At 69.5% G+C, this 20,388-nt stretch carries 16 protein-coding genes; 11 read left to right on the forward strand and 5 right to left on the reverse strand.

Annotated elements, in window-relative coordinates; translation table 11 throughout:
* Positions 1–112: 112 nt before the first annotated feature.
* Both AB0J02_RS15035 and AB0J02_RS15040 read right to left on the reverse strand, forming a co-directional pair.
* Positions 113–769, reverse strand: coding sequence for an MBL fold metallo-hydrolase (locus tag AB0J02_RS15035; RefSeq protein ID WP_363194072.1), 657 nt, complete (start codon positions 767–769; stop codon positions 113–115).
* Between the two features lie 9 nt (positions 770–778).
* Positions 779–1,504: a maleylpyruvate isomerase family mycothiol-dependent enzyme gene (locus AB0J02_RS15040; RefSeq protein WP_363194073.1), complete on the reverse strand. Its 726-nt coding sequence runs from the start codon at positions 1,502–1,504 to the stop codon at positions 779–781.
* A 300-nt stretch (positions 1,505–1,804) separates the two neighbouring features.
* On the opposite strand from AB0J02_RS15040, the gene uvrA reads away from it, so the two are divergent.
* Entirely contained in the window at positions 1,805–4,915 is a 3,111-nt protein-coding gene (gene uvrA / locus AB0J02_RS15045) for an excinuclease ABC subunit UvrA (protein ID WP_363194074.1), read from the forward strand.
* A gap of 107 nt (positions 4,916–5,022) precedes the next feature.
* Here the strand turns inward: uvrA and AB0J02_RS15050 are convergent, their stop codons facing one another.
* Together AB0J02_RS15050 and AB0J02_RS15055 are read right to left on the reverse strand one after the other, a co-directional pair.
* Entirely contained in the window at positions 5,023–5,238 is a 216-nt protein-coding gene (locus AB0J02_RS15050) for a YceI family protein (protein WP_363194075.1), read from the reverse strand.
* 43 nt (positions 5,239–5,281) lie between these two features.
* Positions 5,282–6,214 carry a carbohydrate kinase gene (locus AB0J02_RS15055; protein WP_363194076.1) on the reverse strand — a complete coding sequence of 311 codons (933 nt, stop codon included), beginning with the start codon at positions 6,212–6,214 and terminating at the stop codon, positions 5,282–5,284.
* 317 nt (positions 6,215–6,531) lie between these two features.
* On the opposite strand from AB0J02_RS15055, the gene AB0J02_RS15060 reads away from it, so the two are divergent.
* Positions 6,532–6,963, forward strand: coding sequence for a Rieske 2Fe-2S domain-containing protein (locus AB0J02_RS15060; protein WP_363194077.1), 432 nt, complete (start codon positions 6,532–6,534; stop codon positions 6,961–6,963).
* A 19-nt stretch (positions 6,964–6,982) separates the two neighbouring features.
* Here the strand turns inward: AB0J02_RS15060 and AB0J02_RS15065 are convergent, their stop codons facing one another.
* Positions 6,983–7,933, reverse strand: coding sequence for a hypothetical protein (locus AB0J02_RS15065; protein ID WP_363194078.1), 951 nt, complete (start codon positions 7,931–7,933; stop codon positions 6,983–6,985).
* A 299-nt stretch (positions 7,934–8,232) separates the two neighbouring features.
* Between AB0J02_RS15065 and uvrC the strand changes: the two genes are divergently transcribed.
* From uvrC to secG, 9 genes are all read left to right on the forward strand, one after another.
* Positions 8,233–10,308 carry an excinuclease ABC subunit UvrC gene (gene uvrC, locus AB0J02_RS15070; RefSeq protein ID WP_363194079.1) on the forward strand — a complete coding sequence of 692 codons (2,076 nt, stop codon included), beginning with the start codon at positions 8,233–8,235 and terminating at the stop codon, positions 10,306–10,308.
* On the forward strand, positions 10,305–11,288 hold the full coding sequence (gene rapZ / locus AB0J02_RS15075; RefSeq protein WP_363194080.1) for an RNase adapter RapZ: 984 nt from the start codon (positions 10,305–10,307) through the stop codon (positions 11,286–11,288). Before uvrC ends, rapZ begins: the two co-directional genes overlap by 4 nt.
* Positions 11,285–12,322 (forward strand): uridine diphosphate-N-acetylglucosamine-binding protein YvcK, encoded by a 1,038-nt coding sequence (gene yvcK / locus AB0J02_RS15080; protein ID WP_363194081.1) that lies wholly within the window; start codon positions 11,285–11,287, stop codon positions 12,320–12,322. The genes rapZ and yvcK overlap by 4 nt, the downstream gene beginning before the upstream one ends.
* Positions 12,313–13,338: a DNA-binding protein WhiA gene (gene whiA / locus AB0J02_RS15085; protein ID WP_363194082.1), complete on the forward strand. Its 1,026-nt coding sequence runs from the start codon at positions 12,313–12,315 to the stop codon at positions 13,336–13,338. Before yvcK ends, whiA begins: the two co-directional genes overlap by 10 nt.
* Positions 13,339–13,543: 205 nt before the next feature.
* Positions 13,544–16,462, forward strand: a complete 2,919-nt coding sequence (locus AB0J02_RS15090; protein WP_363194083.1) for a M14 family zinc carboxypeptidase — start codon at positions 13,544–13,546, stop codon at positions 16,460–16,462.
* Positions 16,463–16,671: 209 nt separating this feature from the next.
* Entirely contained in the window at positions 16,672–17,682 is a 1,011-nt protein-coding gene (gap, locus tag AB0J02_RS15095) for a type I glyceraldehyde-3-phosphate dehydrogenase (RefSeq protein ID WP_249590615.1), read from the forward strand.
* Between the two features lie 130 nt (positions 17,683–17,812).
* Entirely contained in the window at positions 17,813–19,024 is a 1,212-nt protein-coding gene (locus tag AB0J02_RS15100) for a phosphoglycerate kinase (protein ID WP_363194084.1), read from the forward strand.
* A 39-nt stretch (positions 19,025–19,063) separates the two neighbouring features.
* Positions 19,064–19,819, forward strand: coding sequence for a triose-phosphate isomerase (gene tpiA, locus AB0J02_RS15105; protein ID WP_363194254.1), 756 nt, complete (start codon positions 19,064–19,066; stop codon positions 19,817–19,819).
* Between the two features lie 130 nt (positions 19,820–19,949).
* Positions 19,950–20,180 carry a preprotein translocase subunit SecG gene (gene secG, locus AB0J02_RS15110; RefSeq protein ID WP_324766249.1) on the forward strand — a complete coding sequence of 77 codons (231 nt, stop codon included), beginning with the start codon at positions 19,950–19,952 and terminating at the stop codon, positions 20,178–20,180.
* The last annotated feature ends 208 nt before the right edge of the window (positions 20,181–20,388 follow it).

Here is a 20,388-nt window from a genome sequence, read left to right on the forward strand (position 1 = left end):
CAGGCCGGTCTGTCGAGGTCAGACCGGCAACTGTCCGCATCCTGGGAACGTGCGTTGCATTCTTGTGAACAGCGGCCCGGCGCCCCGGCGTTGACCCCTGAGGGCCCTCGGGTCACCAGCCCCGCGCGCGCCACTCCTGCAGGTGCGGCCGCTCGGCGCCCAGCGTGGTGTCGCTCCCGTGCCCCGGGTAGACCCAGGTCTCGTCGGGGAGCGCCCCGAAGATCTTCGACTCCACGTCGTCGATGAGGCTCGCGAAGGCCTCCGGGTCCTTCCGCGTGTTGCCGACGCCGCCCGGGAAGAGGCAGTCGCCGGTGAAGACGTGGGGGTGCCCGTGCGGGTCGTCGTAGACCAGCGCGATGGAGCCGGGGGTGTGGCCGACCAGATGGCGGGCCGTGAGGGTGATCCGGCCGAACTCGATGGTGTCCCCGTCGTCGACCGCGACGTGCGTCGGTACGGGAATGCCCTCGGCGTCCTCGCGCCCCGCGTACGTGCGCGCGCCGGTGGCCTCCACGACCTCCGCGAGGGCCTGCCAGTGGTCCCCGTGCTGGTGCGTGGTGACGACGGCCGCGATGCCGTCGTCACCGATGAGGCGGAGCAGCGTCGCCGGCTCGTTCGCCGCGTCGATGAGCAACTGCTGGTCGGTCGCGCGGCACCGCAGCAGATAGGCGTTGTTGTCCATGGGCCCGACCGCGACCTTGGAGATCATCAGGTCCTGCAGCTCGTGCACGTCCGCCGCGCCGCCGACCTTCACCGTTCCGCTGTACGTCATGCGCTCAGCCTATAGCGGGGGCAGCGCGGGCAGGGAGCCCCGGTCGACGGAGAGGGCCGCGCCGTCCCTGCGCCCCGCCAGCCACCCCAGCAGGTCTGCCTGGCGGCCTGCGACGACGATGCCGAGCGGTGGTACCGCGCCGTCCTCGATCTCCTGGACGGAGAGTGTCTGCACCGCGCCGGTGGAGATCATCCGGCCGTCGTCCTGCTTGAGCAGCAGAGGTGCCAGACCGGGGTGGTCGCGAAAGCGCCTCGCGAGGAAGTTGATCTCCCGTTGGGTGAACTCCTCCGACAGGTCCTCCAGCTCGTAGCCGATGCCGAGGTCCACATGGTGCAGTTCGACCTCGATCCAGCGCCGGAAGGGCACACGGGAGGCGGTGTCCTTGACGCCGTTGCGCAGCTCTACGGTGCGTGACCAGTCCGCGTCCCGGGCTCCGAAGTTCTGGAAGCGGTCCGCGCTCTCCCGTACGTCGTCGGCCTGTGCGCGCAGCCCGCGTGGGGCGTCCCGCGCGATGTCGGCGTCGCGCGCCTCCGCGCTCGCGTACATGGGGCGGCCCGCGAGGACGTTGACGAGCGCGTCCGCGTTCCGGGCCAGATGGGCGAGCACATGGCCGCGGCTCCACCCCGGCAGCCGTGACGGGTCCGTCACAGCCGCGTTGTCCAGAGTGCCGACCGCAGCGAGCAGCCGGTCGGTCGCTTCGCGTACAGAGGCCAGGTCGCGCGCATGATCGCTCATGGCGCCGACGATAGCTGCGCCACACGTTCGGGTGAAGGTGGCGGACGTCCTGCTTAAATCGAATGTACGTGCTATAAGCTCGACGGCGGCATCGGGCATTCTTGGTAGTCCGGGTTTGTTGGCAACCACGGGAACCGAACCGGCGCTGTCAGTGGCTCCCCCTAGTCTTCAAACGACAGTCTTCTCAGGACTTCTCCCGTGGACTTCCCCGCGGAGTCTCCAGGGCCGTCCTCGAGAACCAGACCTCGTGAGACGGGGGCCCAGCCCCTGTCACTTCTCCCAAGAAAGGTACGGACCGGCGTGGCCGACCGTCTCATCGTCCGTGGCGCGCGCGAGCACAATCTCCGGAATGTCTCGCTCGACCTCCCGCGCGACTCCCTCATCGTCTTCACCGGTCTGTCCGGCTCCGGCAAGTCCTCGCTCGCGTTCGACACGATCTTCGCCGAGGGGCAGCGGCGCTACGTCGAGTCCCTGTCCTCGTACGCCCGCCAGTTCCTCGGCCAGATGGACAAGCCGGACGTCGACTTCATCGAGGGCCTCTCGCCGGCCGTCTCGATCGACCAGAAGTCGACCTCGCGCAACCCGCGCTCCACGGTGGGCACCATCACCGAGGTCTACGACTACCTGCGCCTGCTCTTCGCGCGCATCGGCAAGCCGCACTGTCCCGAGTGTGGCCGCCCCATCGCGCGCCAGTCGCCGCAGGCCATCGTCGACAAGGTTCTGGAGCTGCCCGAGGGCAGCCGCTTCCAGGTCCTCTCGCCGCTGGTGCGCGAGCGCAAGGGCGAATTCGTCGACCTCTTCAGCGACCTGCAGACCAAGGGCTACTCCCGCGCGCGCGTGGACGGCGAGACGATCCAGCTGTCCGAGCCGCCGACCTTGAAGAAGCAGGAGAAGCACACCATCGAGGTGGTCGTCGACCGCCTCACCGTGAAGGACTCCGCCAAGCGCCGGCTGACCGACTCCGTGGAGACCGCGCTGGGCCTGTCCGGCGGCATGGTCGTGCTCGACTTCGTCGACCTCCCCGAGGACGACCCCGAGCGCGAGCGCATGTACTCGGAGCACCTGTACTGCGCGCACGACGACCTGTCCTTCGAAGAGCTGGAGCCCCGCTCCTTCTCCTTCAACTCGCCCTTCGGCGCCTGCCCCGACTGCACGGGCATCGGCACGCGCATGGAGGTCGACCCCGACCTGATCGTTCCCGACGAGGACAAGTCGCTCGACGAGGGCGCCATCCACCCGTGGTCGCACGGCCACACCAAGGACTACTTCGCCCGGCTCATCGGGGCGCTCGCCGACGCTCTCGGTTTCCGTACGGACATCCCCTTCGCGGGGCTGCCGCAGCGCGCCAAGAAGGCGCTCCTGCACGGCCACAAGACGCAGATCGAGGTGCGCTACCGCAACCGGTACGGCCGGGAGCGCAGGTACACGACGCCGTTCGAAGGCGCCGTGCCGTTCGTGAAGCGCCGGCACAGCGAGGCCGAGTCGGACTCGAGCCGCGAGCGCTTCGAGGGCTACATGCGCGAGGTGCCCTGCCCCACCTGCGCGGGCACGCGCCTCAAGCCGATCGTCCTCGCCGTCACGGTGATGGAGAAGTCCATCGCCGAGGTCTCGGCCATGTCCATCAGCGACTGCGCCGACTTCCTGGGCAAGCTCCGGCTGAACGCGCGCGACAAGAAGATCGCCGAGCGCGTCCTGAAGGAGGTCAACGAGCGCCTTCGCTTCCTCGTCGACGTAGGCCTCGACTACCTGTCGCTGAACCGCGCGGCCGGCACCCTCTCCGGCGGCGAGGCCCAGCGCATCCGGCTCGCCACCCAGATCGGCTCCGGACTCGTCGGTGTCCTGTACGTCCTCGACGAGCCGTCCATCGGTCTCCACCAGCGCGACAACCACCGCCTGATCGAAACGCTCGTCCGGCTGCGGGACATGGGCAACACGCTCATCGTGGTCGAGCACGACGAGGACACCATCAAGGTCGCCGACTGGGTCGTCGACATCGGCCCCGGCGCGGGCGAGCACGGCGGCAAGGTGGTGCACAGCGGCCCCTTGAAGGGGCTGCTGAGCAACGCGGAGTCGATGACCGGCCAGTACCTGTCGGGCAAGAAGGCCATCGCCGTGCCGGACATCCGGCGGCCCGTGGACCCCAAGCGTCAGCTCACGGTGCACGGCGCCAAGGAGAACAACCTGCGGGACATCGACGTGTCCTTCCCGCTCGGTGTCCTCACGGCCGTCACCGGCGTCTCGGGCTCCGGCAAGTCCACGCTGGTCAACGACATCCTGTACACGCACCTGGCGCGGGAGCTGAACGGGGCGCGGTCCGTCCCCGGCCGTCACACGCGCGTGGAGGGCGACGACCTCGTCGACAAGGTCGTGCACGTCGACCAGTCGCCCATCGGCCGCACACCCCGGTCGAACCCGGCGACGTACACCGGCGTCTTCGACCACGTCCGCAGGCTGTTCGCCGAGACCACCGAGGCGAAAGTCCGCGGCTATCTGCCGGGGCGCTTCTCCTTCAACGTCAAGGGCGGCCGCTGCGAGAACTGCTCCGGCGACGGCACCATCAAGATCGAGATGAACTTCCTGCCGGACGTGTACGTCCCGTGCGAGGTCTGCCACGGCGCGCGCTACAACCGGGAGACCCTGGAAGTCCACTACAAGGGCAAGTCCATCGCCGAGGTGCTGGACATGCCGATCGAGGAGGGCCTCGCCTTCTTCGAGGCGGTCCCCGCGATCGCCCGGCACCTCAGGACGCTGAACGACGTGGGCCTCGGCTACGTCCGCCTCGGGCAGTCCGCGCCGACCCTGTCCGGCGGCGAGGCGCAGCGCGTGAAGCTGGCGAGCGAACTGCAGAAGCGTTCCACGGGACGCACGGTCTACGTGCTCGACGAGCCGACCACCGGTCTGCACTTCGAGGACATCAGCAAGCTCATCACGGTCCTGTCCGGTCTCGTCGACAAGGGCAACTCGGTCATCGTCATCGAGCACAACCTGGACGTCATCAAGACCGCGGACTGGGTCGTCGACATGGGTCCCGAGGGGGGTAACGGCGGCGGCATCGTCGTCGCCGAGGGCACCCCGGAGCAGGTCGCCTCCGAACCGGCCAGCCACACCGGCAAGTTCCTGCGCGACGTCCTCGGCGCCGACCGGGTCAGCGACGCCTCGGCGCCCGCCGCCCCGGCCCGCAAGACCAGGGCGAAGAAGACCGTGGCGGCCACCAAGGCCCCGGCCAAGAAGACGGCCACGGCGCAGGCCGCCGCGGCCAAGCCGACCGCCAAGTCGGCTGCTGCCAAGGCCACTTCGACCGCGAAGAAGGCGACGCCCGCCAAGTCGACGGCCAAGAGCGGCAAGCCGGCCAAGACCGCGGCGACGAAGCCCGCCGCCAAGAAGACGGCCGCGCGGACCCGCAAGGCCTGACGGTCCGCCGTACGTGACCGGCCGCGTCGCCGTACGCGACCGGTCACGCTCCGTACAAAAAACCGCGCCCCGCGGGAACTTCCCGTGGGGCGCCGTCCGTTCAACGATCAGCCGGCCTGGTCCTGCGGTTCACGAGGCTCCACGAACTGCATCTCCAGTTGAAGCTTGACAACATCACCCAGGAAGCCCGCGCCGAAGTCGCTGCGCCGGATCTCACCCGTCGCCTCGAACCCGGCGTGCCGGCGCCCGTCCGCCGGCGAATCGACGACCCCGCCGAACTCCACGTCGAGCGTCACCGGACGGGTCACGTCCCCGATGGTCACTCGCCCTCCATGGCCCAGTCCTCGGTGAGCGCGGGCAGGCGCCCTACAGGGTGCCTGCCTCGGACGCGTACGGAGGCTCCGCACCCGCCCGTGAACAGGTGATCGCCGCCGCGCGCGCCGCGAAGCGCAGCAGCCGCGCCCAGCTGTCGCCGCCCAGGGCTTCGACCGCCGCGGGGGAGAGGGCGTCCTGTTCCGAAAGGCCGTGCAGCAGCGCCGCGTTGACGGTGTCGCCCGCGCCGATCGTGTCCACGACGTCGACCCGCTCGCCCGGCACGGAGTGCTCGCCGCCGTCCCGCGTGAAGACGGTGAGCCCGTCGCCACCGCGGGTGATCACCACGGCCGCGGGGCCCGCGGACAGCCACTCCCGGGGCGTACCGCCGAGCCACTGCGCATCTTCCTCGGAGAGCTTGAGGACGGTGGTCGCCGGCAGCCAGCTCTTGAAGCGGGCCCGGTAGGCGTCCGCGTCGGGGATCAGGCCGGCCCGGATGTTCGGGTCGAGCGCGGTGCACACGCCCTGCGCGGCGGCCGAGCGCATCAGTTCCTCGTAGGCGGTCGCCCCCGGTTCGAGGACCAGGGAGCAGGTGCCGAACGACACCGCGCGCGTGCCCGCGGGAAGCGCGTCCGGCGCCGTGAAGAGCCGGTCGGCGGTTCCCTCCACGTAGAAGGAGTAGCCGGCCGAGCCGTCCGCCCCGATGGACGCGACGGCCAGCGTCGTCGGCTCGTCGCCCCGCTGCACCGGGGACACGTCCACCCCGGCCGTCCGCAACCCGTCGAGCAGGGCTTCACCGAACGCGTCACGGGACACGCGCGAGCAGAAGGCCACGGCGGAGCCGAGCCGGCCGAGCGCGACCGCCGTGTTGTACGGCCCGCCGCCGAGCCGGGGCGCGAGAGCGGGCAGCACCTCGGCCGGGCCGTCGTCGGGGGCCGCGGCGAGCGGGACGAGGTCGATCAGGGCCTCTCCGGCGACGACGATCACGATGGTTCCTCTCGGACGGGTGGCGCGGAGCCTCGGGGCGGGTACCGAAGGCAGGCTAGAACGTCACGGCTGGTAGGGCGGCACGCGTCCCCGACACGGGCACGTCCGACACCGATACGGGCACGCCGAGGGCGAGACCGGGCAGCACGTCCGGGCGTGCGGGGCCCCCGGGAAGCGTTGGACTCCTCGTCGGTATCGTCTGATCTGTCACCCCACCCATCGCTCTCGCCCCACTGAACCCCTGCTCCTCCAGTCACCCTGTCTCGCTCCTGTTCCCCGGACGTGTTCCCCGGAACAGCGCCTCCCGTGGAGTCCAGATGCCCGGCACGACCTCCTCCCGCATCTCCCGCCGCACCGCACTGCGCGGCGCCGCCGTCGCGGGGACGGCCGGACTCGGCCTGACCGCCTGTTCCACCGGGTCCGATGGCGGCACGGCCGCCGCGCCCACCGGGCCGGTCGAGCTGGGCAAGGCCGAAGAGGTGCCCGAGGGCGGGGCGAAGCTCTACAAGGACGAGCACGTCGTCGTCAGCCGCACCAAGGACGGCCAGTACAAGGCGTTCAGCACGATCTGCACCCACGCGGGCTGCCCGATCGGGATGCTGAAGGGCACGGAGCTGACCTGCAACTGCCACGGCAGCAAGTTCGACGCGACGACCGGAAAGGTGCTGCACGCGCCGGCGACCCAGCCGCTGGAGGAGCTTTCGGTGCGGGTCGAGGGCGGCAAGATCGTCACGGGCCCGCAGAAATAACCCCCTCCCGTTGGGCGGCTCACTCCCAGTCCCAGCCGATCCCCAGCAGCCCCGCCCGCACCTGCGGTTCCACCAGGTGCACCGAACGATGGCGCCCGCTCAGCGTCAGCTCCTGGCGGCCGCCACGCGGCGCCGCCGTCGACTGCTGGGCGAAGCGATGACAGCGCACGGGCAGCGCGTCGTCGGTGAACCGGACCTGGAGCGCGTACTGCCCGCCCGGGACGCCGAATCCGCGGAGGTACTCGGTCGAGGCGCCGGCCGTGCCGTCCTCGAAGCCGTAGCGGAACAGATGGGTGTCGCCGGTCCGCAGCCGTGCGTCGAAGAGCAGTTCCGCCACCAAGAGGCCCGTCCCGGCGTCCCACCGCACGCGCCCTGTACGGCAGTTCTCCATGGCGTGCACCGTCACGTCCGCCGGCGAACACCCCGGATCGCCATGGTGGACGGCCACATAGCGATCCACCCCCTCCCGCTGCGCCCGCACGATGTGCTGGGAATCCCTGCCGAGCAGCTCCCTGCCGGGGCCTATCCGCACCCGCTCATGCTGTCCGACGGTGCGCAGACCACCGTCCAGGGGTGACTCCACCTCGGCGAGCAGCCGCTCCAGAACCCCGGACGCCTCGACGAGCGAGCGGTACGAGTGGGCCGCGAGCCGCCGCGGCACGGCGGCGTTCCCGGTGGGGCCGAGCAGCCGGATCAAGGACTCCTCGGGCAGTTCGAGGATCACCTCCAGGGCGCGTACGGCCCGCATGGACTCGGCGCGCTGCGGCCGCCGCGCGCCCTGCTGCCAGTAGCTCAGGCTCGTCACGCCGACCGTGATGCCCTGGCGCGAGAGGTGGTGCTGGACCCGGTGCAGGGGCAGCCGCCGGGCGGCGATCGCGGCCCGCAGGGCGAGGTGGAAGGGACCGTTGCGCAGGGCCGCCTCCAGGGTCGGGGTCTGTGCCACTTCCTTGTGCCGTTCGCCGAGCCGCATCCGGGCCTCCTGCCTCTCCGCGCTGCGTCCATGGGTCGCCGCTGGGCGGCTGGGCGACGTAAGTACGTCGTTCACGTCCGTGCGACGTCATCCAGCGCCCCAAGTCACCCGGCATTGAAGCGTGTTGACTTGCACCCGACAAGGTTCATTGCGCGTCAACGCGTCCGGATGCGATCCCTCGCCTTCCGCCCCGCTCCGGAAGGGGCGAACCGCAGGTGGCCCCGCCGCCGAGCCGGGCGGCCGGGCCCACCGGCGCCGGGCACCCCGCGCTGTCACACCCCGCCAGTAGGGTGTCTGACATGGCCGACCCCTCCAGCTACCGCCCCAAGCCGGGACAGATTCCGGACTCCCCAGGGGTGTACAGGTTCCGCGACGAGCACCGCCGGGTGATCTACGTCGGAAAGGCGAAGAGCCTGCGCCAGCGCCTGGCGAGCTACTTCCAGGACCTGGCGAATCTGCACCCCCGCACGCGCACCATGGTCACCACGGCCGCCTCCGTGGAGTGGACCGTGGTGGGCACGGAGGTCGAGGCGCTGCAGCTGGAGTACTCCTGGATCAAGGAGTACGACCCGCGGTTCAACGTCAAATACCGCGACGACAAGAGCTACCCGTATCTCGCGGTCACCATGAACGAACAGTTCCCGCGTGTCCAGGTGATGCGCGGTCAGAAAAAGAAGGGCGTGCGCTACTTCGGGCCGTACGGGCATGCCTGGGCGATCCGCGACACCGTCGACCTCCTCCTGCGCGTCTTCCCGGTCCGCACCTGCTCCGCGGGCGTCTTCAAGAACGCGACCCGTACCGGCCGCCCCTGCCTCCTCGGCTACATCGGCAAGTGCGCGGCGCCCTGTGTGGGCCGCGTCACCCCCGAGGAGCACCGAGAACTGGCCGAGGAGTTCAGCGACTTCATGGCGGGCCGTACGGGCACGTACATCCGCCGCCTGGAGAAGGACATGGCGGTGGCGGCCGAGGACATGGAGTACGAGCGCGCGGCCCGCCTCCGCGACGACATCGGGGCCTTGAAGAAGGCCATGGAGAAAAGCGCGGTCGTCCTCGCCGACGCCACCGACGCCGATCTCATCGCGCTCGCGGAGGACGAGCTGGAGGCCGCCGTCCAGATCTTCCACGTGCGCGGCGGACGCGTCCGCGGACAGCGCGGCTGGGTCACCGACAAGGTCGAGGCGGTCACCAGCGGTGACCTGGTCGAGCACGCGCTGCAGCAGCTCTACGGAGAGGAGACCGGGGACTCCGTCCCCAAGGAGGTCCTCGTCCCCGCGCTGCCCGACCCCCTGGAGCCCGTTCAGGCCTGGCTCACCGAGCGACGCGGGTCGGGCGTGTCGCTGCGCATCCCGCAGCGCGGCGACAAGAAGGCGCTCATGGAGACGGTGCACAGGAACGCGCTGCACGCGCTGGCCCTGCACAAGACGAAGCGTGCCTCCGACCTCACCACGCGCTCCCGCGCCCTGGAGGAGATCGCCGAGGCCCTCGATCTGGACAGCGCCCCGCTGCGCATCGAGTGCTACGACATCTCGCACCTCCAGGGCGACGACGTGGTGGCCTCCATGGTGGTCCTCGAGGACGGCCTCGCCCGTAAGAGCGAATACCGCCGCTTCCAGATCAAGGGCTTCGAGGGCCAGGACGACGTCCGCTCCATGCACGAGGTGATCACGCGCCGCTTCAAGCGCTTCCTCGCCGCCCAGGAGAGGTCGGGGGAGTGGTCCGACGCCGAGCTGACGGACGAGGACGGGCCGGCCGAGTCCAGCCTCACCGAGGACGACGGCCGCCCCAAGAAGTTCGCCTACCCGCCGCAGCTCGTCGTGGTCGACGGCGGCCAGCCGCAGGTCGCGGCGGCCAAGCGGGCCCTGGACGAGCTGGGCATCGACGACATCGCGGTGTGCGGCCTCGCCAAGCGCCTCGAAGAGGTCTGGGTGCCGGACGAGGACGACCCGGTGGTCCTGCCGCGCACCAGTGAGGGGCTCTACCTCCTCCAGCGCGTCCGCGACGAGGCCCACCGGTTCGCGATCACCTACCAGCGCACCAAGCGGGCCAAGCGCTTCAAGGCGGGTCCCCTGGACGAGGTACCGGGACTCGGCGACGCGCGCAAACAGGCGCTCATCAAGCACTTCGGTTCGGTGAAGCGGCTCAGGTCCGCCACAATCGACCAGATCTGCGAAGTTCCCGGCATAGGCCGCAAGACGGCCGAGACGATCGTGGCGGCCTTCGCGCAGGCGGCACCGGCAGCGCCCGCGGTGAACACAGCCACCGGAGAGATCATGGAAGACGAAGAGAACACCACGGAGCACGCGACGGACGCGCGCCCCGCGGAGGAGCCCGTCAGCACGGGCGCCTCGGAAGAACGACGGGGGCAGGAGCCATGAGCGAGCAGGACCACGAGACCAGCGCCACCGACGGCACAGCGGAAAGCACCGCACAACCGGAACACGGAGCACAGGTGAGTACCGGTACGACCAGCGACACCCCGAGCGTCCCGGACGCCGCCATCCCCGAGCTGGTGATCATCTCCGGGATGTCCGGCGCGGGCCGTTCCACCGCGGCGAAGTGCCTGGAGGACCTCGGCTGGTTCGTCGTCGACAACCTGCCACCCGCCCTGATCCCCACCATGGTGGAGCTCGGCGCCCGCTCGCAGGGCAACGTGGCGCGGATCGCGGTCGTCGTCGACGTACGGGGCCGGCGCTTCTTCGACAACCTCCGGGAGTCCCTCGCGGACCTGGAGTCCAAGCACGTCACACGCCGCATCGTCTTCCTGGAGTCCTCCGACGAGGCACTCGTGCGCCGCTTCGAGTCGGTGCGGCGCCCGCACCCCCTCCAGGGCGACGGCCGCATCGTCGACGGCATCGCGGCCGAGCGCGAACTCCTGCGCGAGCTGCGCGGCGACGCCGACCTCGTCATCGACACCTCCAGCCTGAACGTGCACGAGCTGCGCGCCAAGATGGACGCCCAGTTCGCGGGCGAGGAGGAGCCCGAACTGCGGGCCACCGTCATGTCGTTCGGCTTCAAGTACGGCCTGCCCGTCGACGCCGACCTCGTCGTCGACATGCGCTTCCTGCCGAACCCGCACTGGGTCCCGGAGCTGCGCCCCTTCACCGGCCTCAACGAAGAAGTCTCGAACTACGTCTTCTCGCAGCCCGGCGCCAAGGAGTTCCTCGACCGTTACACCGAGCTGCTCCAGCTGATCGCGGCCGGCTACCGCCGCGAGGGCAAGCGCTACGTGACCATCGCCGTCGGCTGTACCGGCGGCAAGCACCGGTCCGTCGCCACGTCGGAGAAGCTCGCCGCCCGGCTCGCCTCGCAGGGCGTGGAGACCGTGGTCGTCCACCGGGACATGGGCCGCGAATGACAGGACGCACGCTGCGGCTCACCAGCAGACTGAGCCGTAGAAACGCGCCGGAGCTGCGCCGCAGGGGGGCGACCCCCAAGGTCGTCGCCCTCGGCGGCGGCATGGGCCTGTCGGCGTCCCTGGCCGCGCTGCGCCGGATCACGGGCGACCTCACGGCCGTCGTCACGGTCGCCGACGACGGCGGCTCCAGCGGTCGCCTCCGTGACGAGCTGGGCGTGCTGCCGCCCGGGGACCTGCGCAAGGCGCTCGCCGCGCTGTGCGGCGACGACGACTGGGGCCAGACCTGGGCCCGTGTCATCCAGCACCGCTTCCAGTCGCCGGGGGAGATGAACGGGCACGCGGTCGGCAATCTGCTGATCGTCGCCCTGTGGGAGCAGCTCGGCGACCACGTCCAGGCACTGGACCTGGTCGGCAAGCTGCTCGGCGCGCACGGGCGCGTGCTGCCCATGTCCGCGGTGCCGCTGGAGCTCCAGGCCCTGGTCAAGGGGCACGATCCGGACCGGCCGGAGGAGGTGGACACCGTGCGCGGGCAGGCTACGGTGGCACTCACCCCGGGTGAGGTGCAGTCCGTCCACCTGGTGCCGCACGACCCGCCGGCGGTGCCCGAGGCGGTCGCCGCGGTGCTCGACGCGGACTGGGTGGTGCTCGGCCCCGGCTCCTGGTTCTCGTCCGTGATCCCCCATTTGCTCGTACCCGAACTGATGGACGCACTCGTCGAGACGAAGGCCCGCCGGGTCCTCTCGCTCAACCTCGCTCCGCAACCCGGAGAAACCGATGGGTTCTCACCGCAGCGTCATTTGGAGGTTTTGGGACGACACGCCCCTAAACTCGCCCTGGACGTGGTGCTGGCCGACGAGGCCGCCGTGCCCGATCGCGAGTCTTTGACCGACGCCGCCAAGGAGCGTTTCGGTGCCGCGGTCGAGCTGGCGCCCGTAGCCAGGCCCGACGGGACTCCGAGGCACGATCCGGAGCTGTTGGCCGCCGCGTACGACCGTATTTTTCGGATGCATGGAAGGATCGGCCCATGGCGATGACGGCAGCGGTGAAGGACGAAATCTCCCGGCTCCCCGTCACCCGGACCTGCTGCAGAAAGGCCGAGGTCTCGGCGATTCTGCGGTTCGCGGGCGGCCTTCACCTGGTGAGCGGCCGCATCGTGATCGAGGCGGAGCTGGACACCGCGATGGCCGCACGGCGGCTCAAGCGGGACATTCTCGAGATCTTCGGGCACAGCTCGGAGCTGATCGTGATGGCGCCCGGCGGACTGCGCCGCGGCTCGCGTTTTGTCGTACGAGTGGTCGCGGGCGGCGATCAGCTGGCCCGCCAGACGGGCCTGGTGGACGGCCGAGGCCGCCCGATCCGGGGCCTTCCGCCGCAGGTGGTCTCGGGGGCCACCTGCGACGCCGAGGCGGCCTGGCGCGGCGCGTTCCTGGCGCACGGCTCGCTCACCGAGCCCGGGCGCTCCAGCTCGCTCGAGGTGACCTGCCCGGGCCCCGAGGCGGCACTGGCCCTGGTCGGCGCCGCCCGCCGGCTCTCCATCGCGGCGAAGGCCCGCGAGGTGCGCGGCGTGGACCGCGTGGTCGTCCGGGACGGCGACGCGATCGGCGCGCTGCTCACCCGGATGGGTGCGCACGAGTCGGTGCTGGCCTGGGAGGAGCGGCGGATGCGCCGTGAGGTGCGCGCCACGGCGAACCGCCTCGCGAACTTCGACGACGCGAACCTGCGCCGTTCGGCCCGCGCGGCAGTCGCCGCGGGCGCCCGGGTGCAGCGCGCTCTGGAGATCCTCGCCGACGAGGTGCCCGAGCATCTGGCGGCCGCGGGTCGCCTGCGCATGGAGCACAAGCAGGCCTCCCTGGAGGAGCTGGGCGCGCTCGCCGACCCGCCGCTGACCAAGGACGCCGTCGCGGGCCGCATCCGGCGGCTGCTCGCCATGGCGGACAAGCGGGCGCAGGACCTCGGTATCCCGGGCACGGAGTCGAGCCTCACCGAGGAACTCGCGGAGGACCTGACGGACGAGATGGCGCGGGAGATGGCGGACAACCTGGCGGGCTGAGCCGCTGGACAGACGTCATGAAGACGTCGTAGGTACGTCGACAAGCCGGTGGTGGCGCCCCTGTAGGTGCCGCCACCGGCTTTTTGCCACTCATGAAGGCGACTTGAGACCCACTTGACTTGACCATGAACTGTCATGAGTCTGGCGGCTGTTCGCTTCTGTGGCAGCACGCCACGACCGCGGCAGACCACCGCAAGGGGGGCTCATGAGACGAAGAGCGAGATCGATCCTCGCTGTCGGAGCACTTGTTCTGGGACTGGGAGGGGCCGCGCTCACGCCCGTCGCCCAGGCGGAGAGCGGAAGTACGGCGAGCGGGAACCCCGGCGCGGACGCCGTCAAGGTGTTCCGCGCCGACGTGTCGAAGGAGCAGATTCCCCTGCTCCTCCAGGCCGGCCAGGACGGCCCGGAACTCGCCGAACAGGTGCCCGAGAAGGGCACCGCCGAAGTCGAGGTCTACCTCACCGACCGGCAGGCCGAAGCGCTGCGCGGCAAGGGTGTGAAGGTCACCGAGCACAAGCTGACGGCCGGAGCCGAGGCCCGCGTCGAGGCCGCGGGCGACGGCGTCTTCCGCCCGTACAGCGGCAAGGGGAATCTCCAGGAGGAGATCGTCCGCACCGGCCAGGAGCACCCCGACCTCACCAAGGTCGTCTCCATCGGCAAGACGCTCCAGGGCCAGGACATCCTCGCCCTGAAGGTCAGCAAGGGCGCCAAGAAGGCCAAGGACGGCGCCAAGCCGTCGGTCCTCTACATGTCCAACCAGCACGCGCGCGAGTGGATCACTCCGGAGATGACCCGGCGCCTGATGCACTACTACGTGGACAACTACGCCAAGGACCGGCGTATCAAGAAGATCGTCGATTCCACGGAGCTGTGGTTCGTCCTGTCGGCCAATCCCGACGGCTACGACTGGACGTTCGACCCCGCCGGCAACCGGCAATGGCGCAAGAACATGCGCGACGTGAACGGGGACGGCGCGCACACCACCGGCGACGGTGTCGACCTCAACCGCAACTTCGCCTACAAGTGGGGCTACGACGACGAGGGTTCGTCGCCGCGCCCCGCCAGCGAGACCTACCGCGGCGCGAGCCCGAACTCGGAACCCGAGACCAAGGCCGTCGACGCCTTCGAGAAGCGCGTCGGCTTCGACTACGCCATCAACTACCACTCCGCGGCCGAACTGCTGCTCTACGGAGTGGGCTGGCAGGTCGCCACACCGACCCCGGACGACGTGCTCTACGAGGCGCTCGCCGGCACCCCGGACAACTCCGCGATCCCGGGCTACCACCCGCAGGTCTCCTCCGAGCTCTACACGACCAACGGCGAGGCCGACGGGCACGCGGCCAACGTGAACGGCGTCTCGATGTTCACGCCCGAGATGAGCACCTGCCAGACCGCATCGAACGTCGATCCGAACGACGCCTGGCGGCCGCAGGACTGCGCGTCGATCTTCACGTTCCCGGACGATGAGAAGCTCATCCAGGACGAGTTCGCGAAGAACGTGCCCTTCGCGCTCTCCGTCGCCGAGACCGCCTCCCACCCGGACCAGCCGTCGTCCTCGGTCGGTCTGGACGCGCCCGACTTCACCCCGGCGACCTTCTCGACCTCGTACGCGCGCGGTGGCGATCAGGAAGTGTCGGTGGTCGCCCGTAAGTCCGTACGCGACAAGAAGCTGAACTACCGCATCAATGGCGGCCGTTCGTACGACGAGAAATTGCGCGCCTGGAAGGGGGGTGAGACCTACGGGGGCGAAGACAATCTCCACTTCGACGCCTATAGGGCGAAGGTCGACGATGCCGATGTGGGCGACAAGGTAGAGGTGTGGTTCACGGGCCGCACGAAATCCGGAAAGCGCACTTCCAGTGACCACTTCACGTACACCGTCGCCGAGCGCCCGAAGGCCGACACTCTTGTCGTCGCGGAAAATGACGCCACTGGGCAGCAAACAGCAGCCTACGTAGACGCGCTCAAGGCAGACGGCCGCAAGGCCGCCGTATGGAACGTCGCCACACAGGGCGTGCCGGACGCGCTCGGCGTCCTCGACCACTTCAAGACGGTCGTCCACTACACAGGCGCCGACCGTCCCGGCCTCGCCACCCAACTCGCCCTGCGCGACTTCCTGAACGAGGGCGGCAAGCTGATCGAGGCCGGTGAGAAGGCGGGCGGCTCCGTCGACATCGGCGACACCACGACCAACGACTTCAGCCAGTACTACCTGGGCGCCTACTCCCGCACCGCGGCACCGGTAGCCTCCCGGTTCGAGGGCTCCGGCGCGCTCGCCGGGCTCACCGCGGCCCTCGGTGACGCGCCCGGCAACCCGCTCGGCGGCGCGGGCCTGTACGAGGCCACCTCGGCCACCCTGCCGCAGTTCAAGAGCGCCGGAGCCGGTCAGTACGAGGGCGCAGGGATGGCCGCCGCCGTGCACACGGACGACGCCTACAAGCGCCTCACCCGCACCGTCGACCTCACCGGCGTCACCGCGGCCGATCAGCCCGCCCTGCGGACGCAGCTGCTGTGGGACACCGAGCCCGGCTACGACCACGTACTCCTGGAAGCGCACACGGTCGGCGCCGAGGACTGGACGACCCTGCCGGACAAGGAGGGGCTGACCACGAACGCCGTACCCACCGAGTGCGAGGCCGGCTTCTTCATCGAGGACCACCCGGCTCTCAGGCGCTATCTGACGCCCGACGGCGCCGCCTGCGGGAACTCCGGCACCTCCGGGTCCTGGAACAGCCTCACGGGCTCCTCGGACGACTGGAAGACCGTCACGTACGACCTGAGCGCGTACGCCGGCAAGTCCGTCGAGGTGTCGCTCGGCTATGTGTCCGACCCCGGCACCGGAGGCGAGGGTGTGCGTGCCGACAACGCGGCCGTCGTCATCGGCGGACAGGTCGAGGAGAACGAGGACTTCGAGACGTCCCTGGGCGTCTGGCAGGTCCCGGGGCCGCCCGAGGGCAGCCCGGCCGCCGTCGAGGACTGGGCGCGCGCCCAGGACCTCTTCACGACGTACGGGGCGATCAGCACTCCCGACACCGTTCTCCTCGGATTCGGCCTGGAACACGTCACCTCGACCGCTGATCGAAATGCGCTCATCAGAAAGGCCCTGCGCTCAATTAGCGACTGAACGACACTGAACGGCTCTGAACGCCCCTGAAATACGTGGGAAATACGCGGCGGTCCGTACGTTACTGGCGAGTACGGACCGCTGCGCCATACCTGGAACCGCTCGATGTCACCCCAAGCCCTTATGGGAGGTAGGGTCGGAGGCGGTCGGGGACATCCCAATACATCTCGCCGGCGTCGAATCCGGCGTACCAACGAGGAGATCGGTTCGTGACGATCCGCGTAGGCATCAACGGCTTTGGCCGCATCGGTCGTAACTACTTCCGCGCGCTGCTGGAGCAGGGTGCGGACATCGAGATCGTGGCTGTCAACGACCTGGGTGACACCGCGACCACCGCACACCTTCTTAAGTACGACACCATCCTGGGCCGTCTCAAGGCCGAGGTGTCGCACACGGAGGACACCATCACGGTCGACGGCCACACCATCAAGGTGCTGTCGGAGCGCAACCCCGCCGACATCCCCTGGGGTCAGCTGGGCGTCGACATCGTGATCGAGTCGACCGGCATCTTCACCAAGAAGGCCGACGCCGAGAAGCACATCGCCGGTGGCGCCAAGAAGGTCCTCATCTCGGCTCCGGCCAAGGACGAGGACATCACGATCGTGATGGGCGTCAACCAGGACAAGTACGACGCGGCGAACCACCACGTCATCTCGAACGCCTCCTGCACCACCAACTGTGTGGCGCCGATGGCCAAGGTTCTCGACGAGAACTTCGGCATCGTCAAGGGCCTGATGACGACGGTCCACGCGTACACGAACGACCAGCGCATCCTGGACTTCCCGCACTCGGACCTGCGCCGCGCCCGCGCCGCCGCCGAGAACATCATTCCGACCACGACGGGTGCCGCCAAGGCCACCGCCCTGGTCCTGCCGCAGCTCAAGGGCAAGCTCGACGGCATCGCGATGCGCGTCCCGGTCCCGACCGGCTCCGCCACCGACCTGGTCGTCGACCTGCAGCGCGACGTCACCAAGGACGAGGTCAACGCCGCGTTCAAGAAGGCCGCCGACGACGGCGACCTCAAGGGCATCCTGTTCTACACCGAGGACCCGATCGTGTCCTCGGACATCGTCAGCGACCCGGCATCCTGCACCTTCGACTCCTCCCTGACGATGGTTCAGGAAGGCAAGACGGTGAAGATCCTCGGCTGGTACGACAACGAGTGGGGCTACTCCAACCGCCTCGTGGACCTGACGGTCTTCGTCGGTGGTCAGCTCTAAGGTTCCAGAGCAGCAAGGCATCTCGATGTGAGCGAAGGGTCCGGACCCGCGCGACGCCGCGCGTCGGTCCGGGCCTTTCGCGCGTCAGCCTCACCGCCTCACCAGGAACAGCCTCACTAGGAGTCCAGTCATGAAGACCATTGAGGAACTTCTCGCCGGAGGGGTCGACGGCAAGCGGGTGTTCGTCCGCGCCGACCTCAACGTGCCGCTGGCCGACGGCCTGATCACCGACGACGGCCGCATCCGCGCCGTCCTGCCCACGGTCAAGGCCCTCGCCGACGCGGGCGCCAAGGTGGTCGTCGCTTCCCACCTGGGCCGTCCCAAGGGCGCCCCGGACCCCGCGTTCTCCCTGCTGCCCGCCGCCGAGCGCCTGGCCGAACTCCTGGGCAAGCCGGTCGCGTTCGCCCAGGACACGGTCGGCCCCGCCGCGCACGACGCCGTGAACGGCCTGGAGCCGGGACAGGTCGCCGTCATCGAGAACCTGCGCTTCAACGCGGGGGAGACGAGCAAGGACGACACCGAGCGCGGCGAGTTCGCCGATCAGCTCGCGGCCCTGGCCGACGTCTACGTAGGCGACGGTTTCGGTGCGGTGCACCGTAAGCACGCTTCCGTGTACGACCTTCCGGCCCGGCTGCCGCACTACGCCGGCTACCTCATCGCCACCGAGGTCGGCGTCCTGAAGAAGCTCACCGCCGACGTCAAGCGCCCCTATGTGGTCGCGCTCGGCGGAGCCAAGGTCTCCGACAAGCTGGCCGTCATCGACCAGCTGCTCGGCAAGGCCGACCGGCTGCTCATCGGCGGCGGCATGGTGTTCACGTTCCTCAAGGCCAAGGGCTACGAGGTCGGTACCTCGCTCGTCCAGGAGGACCAGCTCTCGGCGGTGGCCGAGTACCTGGAGCGCGCCGAGAAGAACAGCGTGGAGATCGTGCTGCCGGTGGACGTCGTGGTCGCGCCCGGGTTCCCCGACCTCAAGGCGAAGGCCCCGACCCACCCCACCACCGTCGCCGCGGACGCCATGCCCGCCGACCAGATGGGCCTGGACATCGGCCCGGAGTCCGGCACGCTGTACGCATCGAAGCTCGCCGACGCGCAGACCGTCTTCTGGAACGGCCCGATGGGCGTCTTCGAGCACCCCGACTACGCCGAGGGCACCAAAGCGGTCGCCCAGGCCCTCCTCGACTCCCCGGGCTTCACCGTGGTGGGCGGCGGCGACTCCGCCGCGGCCGTCCGTACCCTGGGCTTCGACGAGAAGGCATTCGGCCACATCTCGACCGGCGGCGGCGCCTCCCTCGAGTACCTCGAGGGCAAGACGCTGCCCGGTCTCGCCGCACTGGAGGACTGACCCCGCATGACCGCTCCCGTACAGGGCCGCACGCCGTTGATGGCCGGCAACTGGAAGATGAACCTCAACCACCTCGAGGCCATCGCGCACGTCCAGAAGCTCGCCTTCGCTCTCGCGGACAAGGACTACGAGGCCGTCGAGGTCGCCGTCCTGCCGCCCTTCACCGACCTGCGCTCCGTCCAGACGCTGGTCGACGGTGACAAGCTCAAGATCAAGTACGGTGCCCAGGACCTCTCGGCGCACGACTCCGGTGCGTACACCGGTGAGATCTCGGGCCCGATGCTCGCCAAGCTCAAGTGCACGTTCGTCGCGATCGGCCACTCCGAGCGCCGGCAGTACCACGACGAGACCGACGAGATCGTCAACACCAAGGTGAAGGCCGCCTACAAGCACGGCCTGACCCCGATCCTGTGCGTCGGCGAGGAGCTGGACGTGCGCGAGGCGGGCAACCACGTCTCCCACACGCTCGACCAGGTCGAGGGCGGCCTCAAGGACCTGCCCGCCGAGCAGGCCGAGACCGTCGTCATCGCGTACGAGCCGGTGTGGGCCATCGGCACCGGCAAGGTGTGCGGCGCCGACGACGCGCAGGAGGTCTGCGCGGCGATCCGCGGCAAGCTCGCCGACCTGTACTCGCAGGACGTGGCCGACAAGGTCCGCATCCAGTACGGCGGTTCGGTGAAGTCCGGCAACGTCGCGGAGATCATGGGCAAGCCGGACATCGATGGCGCCCTGATCGGCGGTGCCTCCCTGGACACCGACGAGTTCGTCAAGATCGTCCGCTTCCACGAGCAGTGATTCCCGAGTGGCGCGACCTGTGAGTATGCGCTAGCGGCGATACGACGTACTCTGGCGGGGCCGAAGCTGTGCACACGAGCTTCGGCCCCGTCGTCCGAATCAGTCCGAGGAAGTTGGTCCAGCCGTGGTTATGGGGTTCTCGATCGCCCTGATCGTCTTCAGCCTGCTGCTGATGCTCCTGGTGCTCATGCACAAGGGAAAGGGTGGCGGCCTCTCCGACATGTTCGGTGGCGGCATGCAGTCCTCCGTCGGTGGCTCTTCGGTTGCCGAGCGGAACCTGGACCGGATCACGATCGTGCTCGGTCTGCTCTGGTTCGCGTGCATCGTGGTGCTCGGCATTCTGATGAAGATCAACAACTGACCTTCGCGGGCCGAGCCTTCGGTTCCACCCGTCACAACTGCACAGAGCTCACGTAAGGCCCCATGTCCGGTACGCGCCCAACAGCGCCGCCTATCATGGGGCTTGCGTCTAGGGGAGAGCAGGTAACTCCAATCACTGGACGTGCGTTGGGCCTTACGTAGACTGAGGCGCTCCGCGGCGAAGTGAGACGCCGACACGCTTCGCGGCA

The sequence above is a fragment of the Streptomyces sp. NPDC050264 genome (genome assembly GCF_040655895.1).
In the GTDB taxonomy this organism is placed as follows: Bacteria; Actinomycetota; Actinomycetes; order Streptomycetales; family Streptomycetaceae; genus Streptomyces.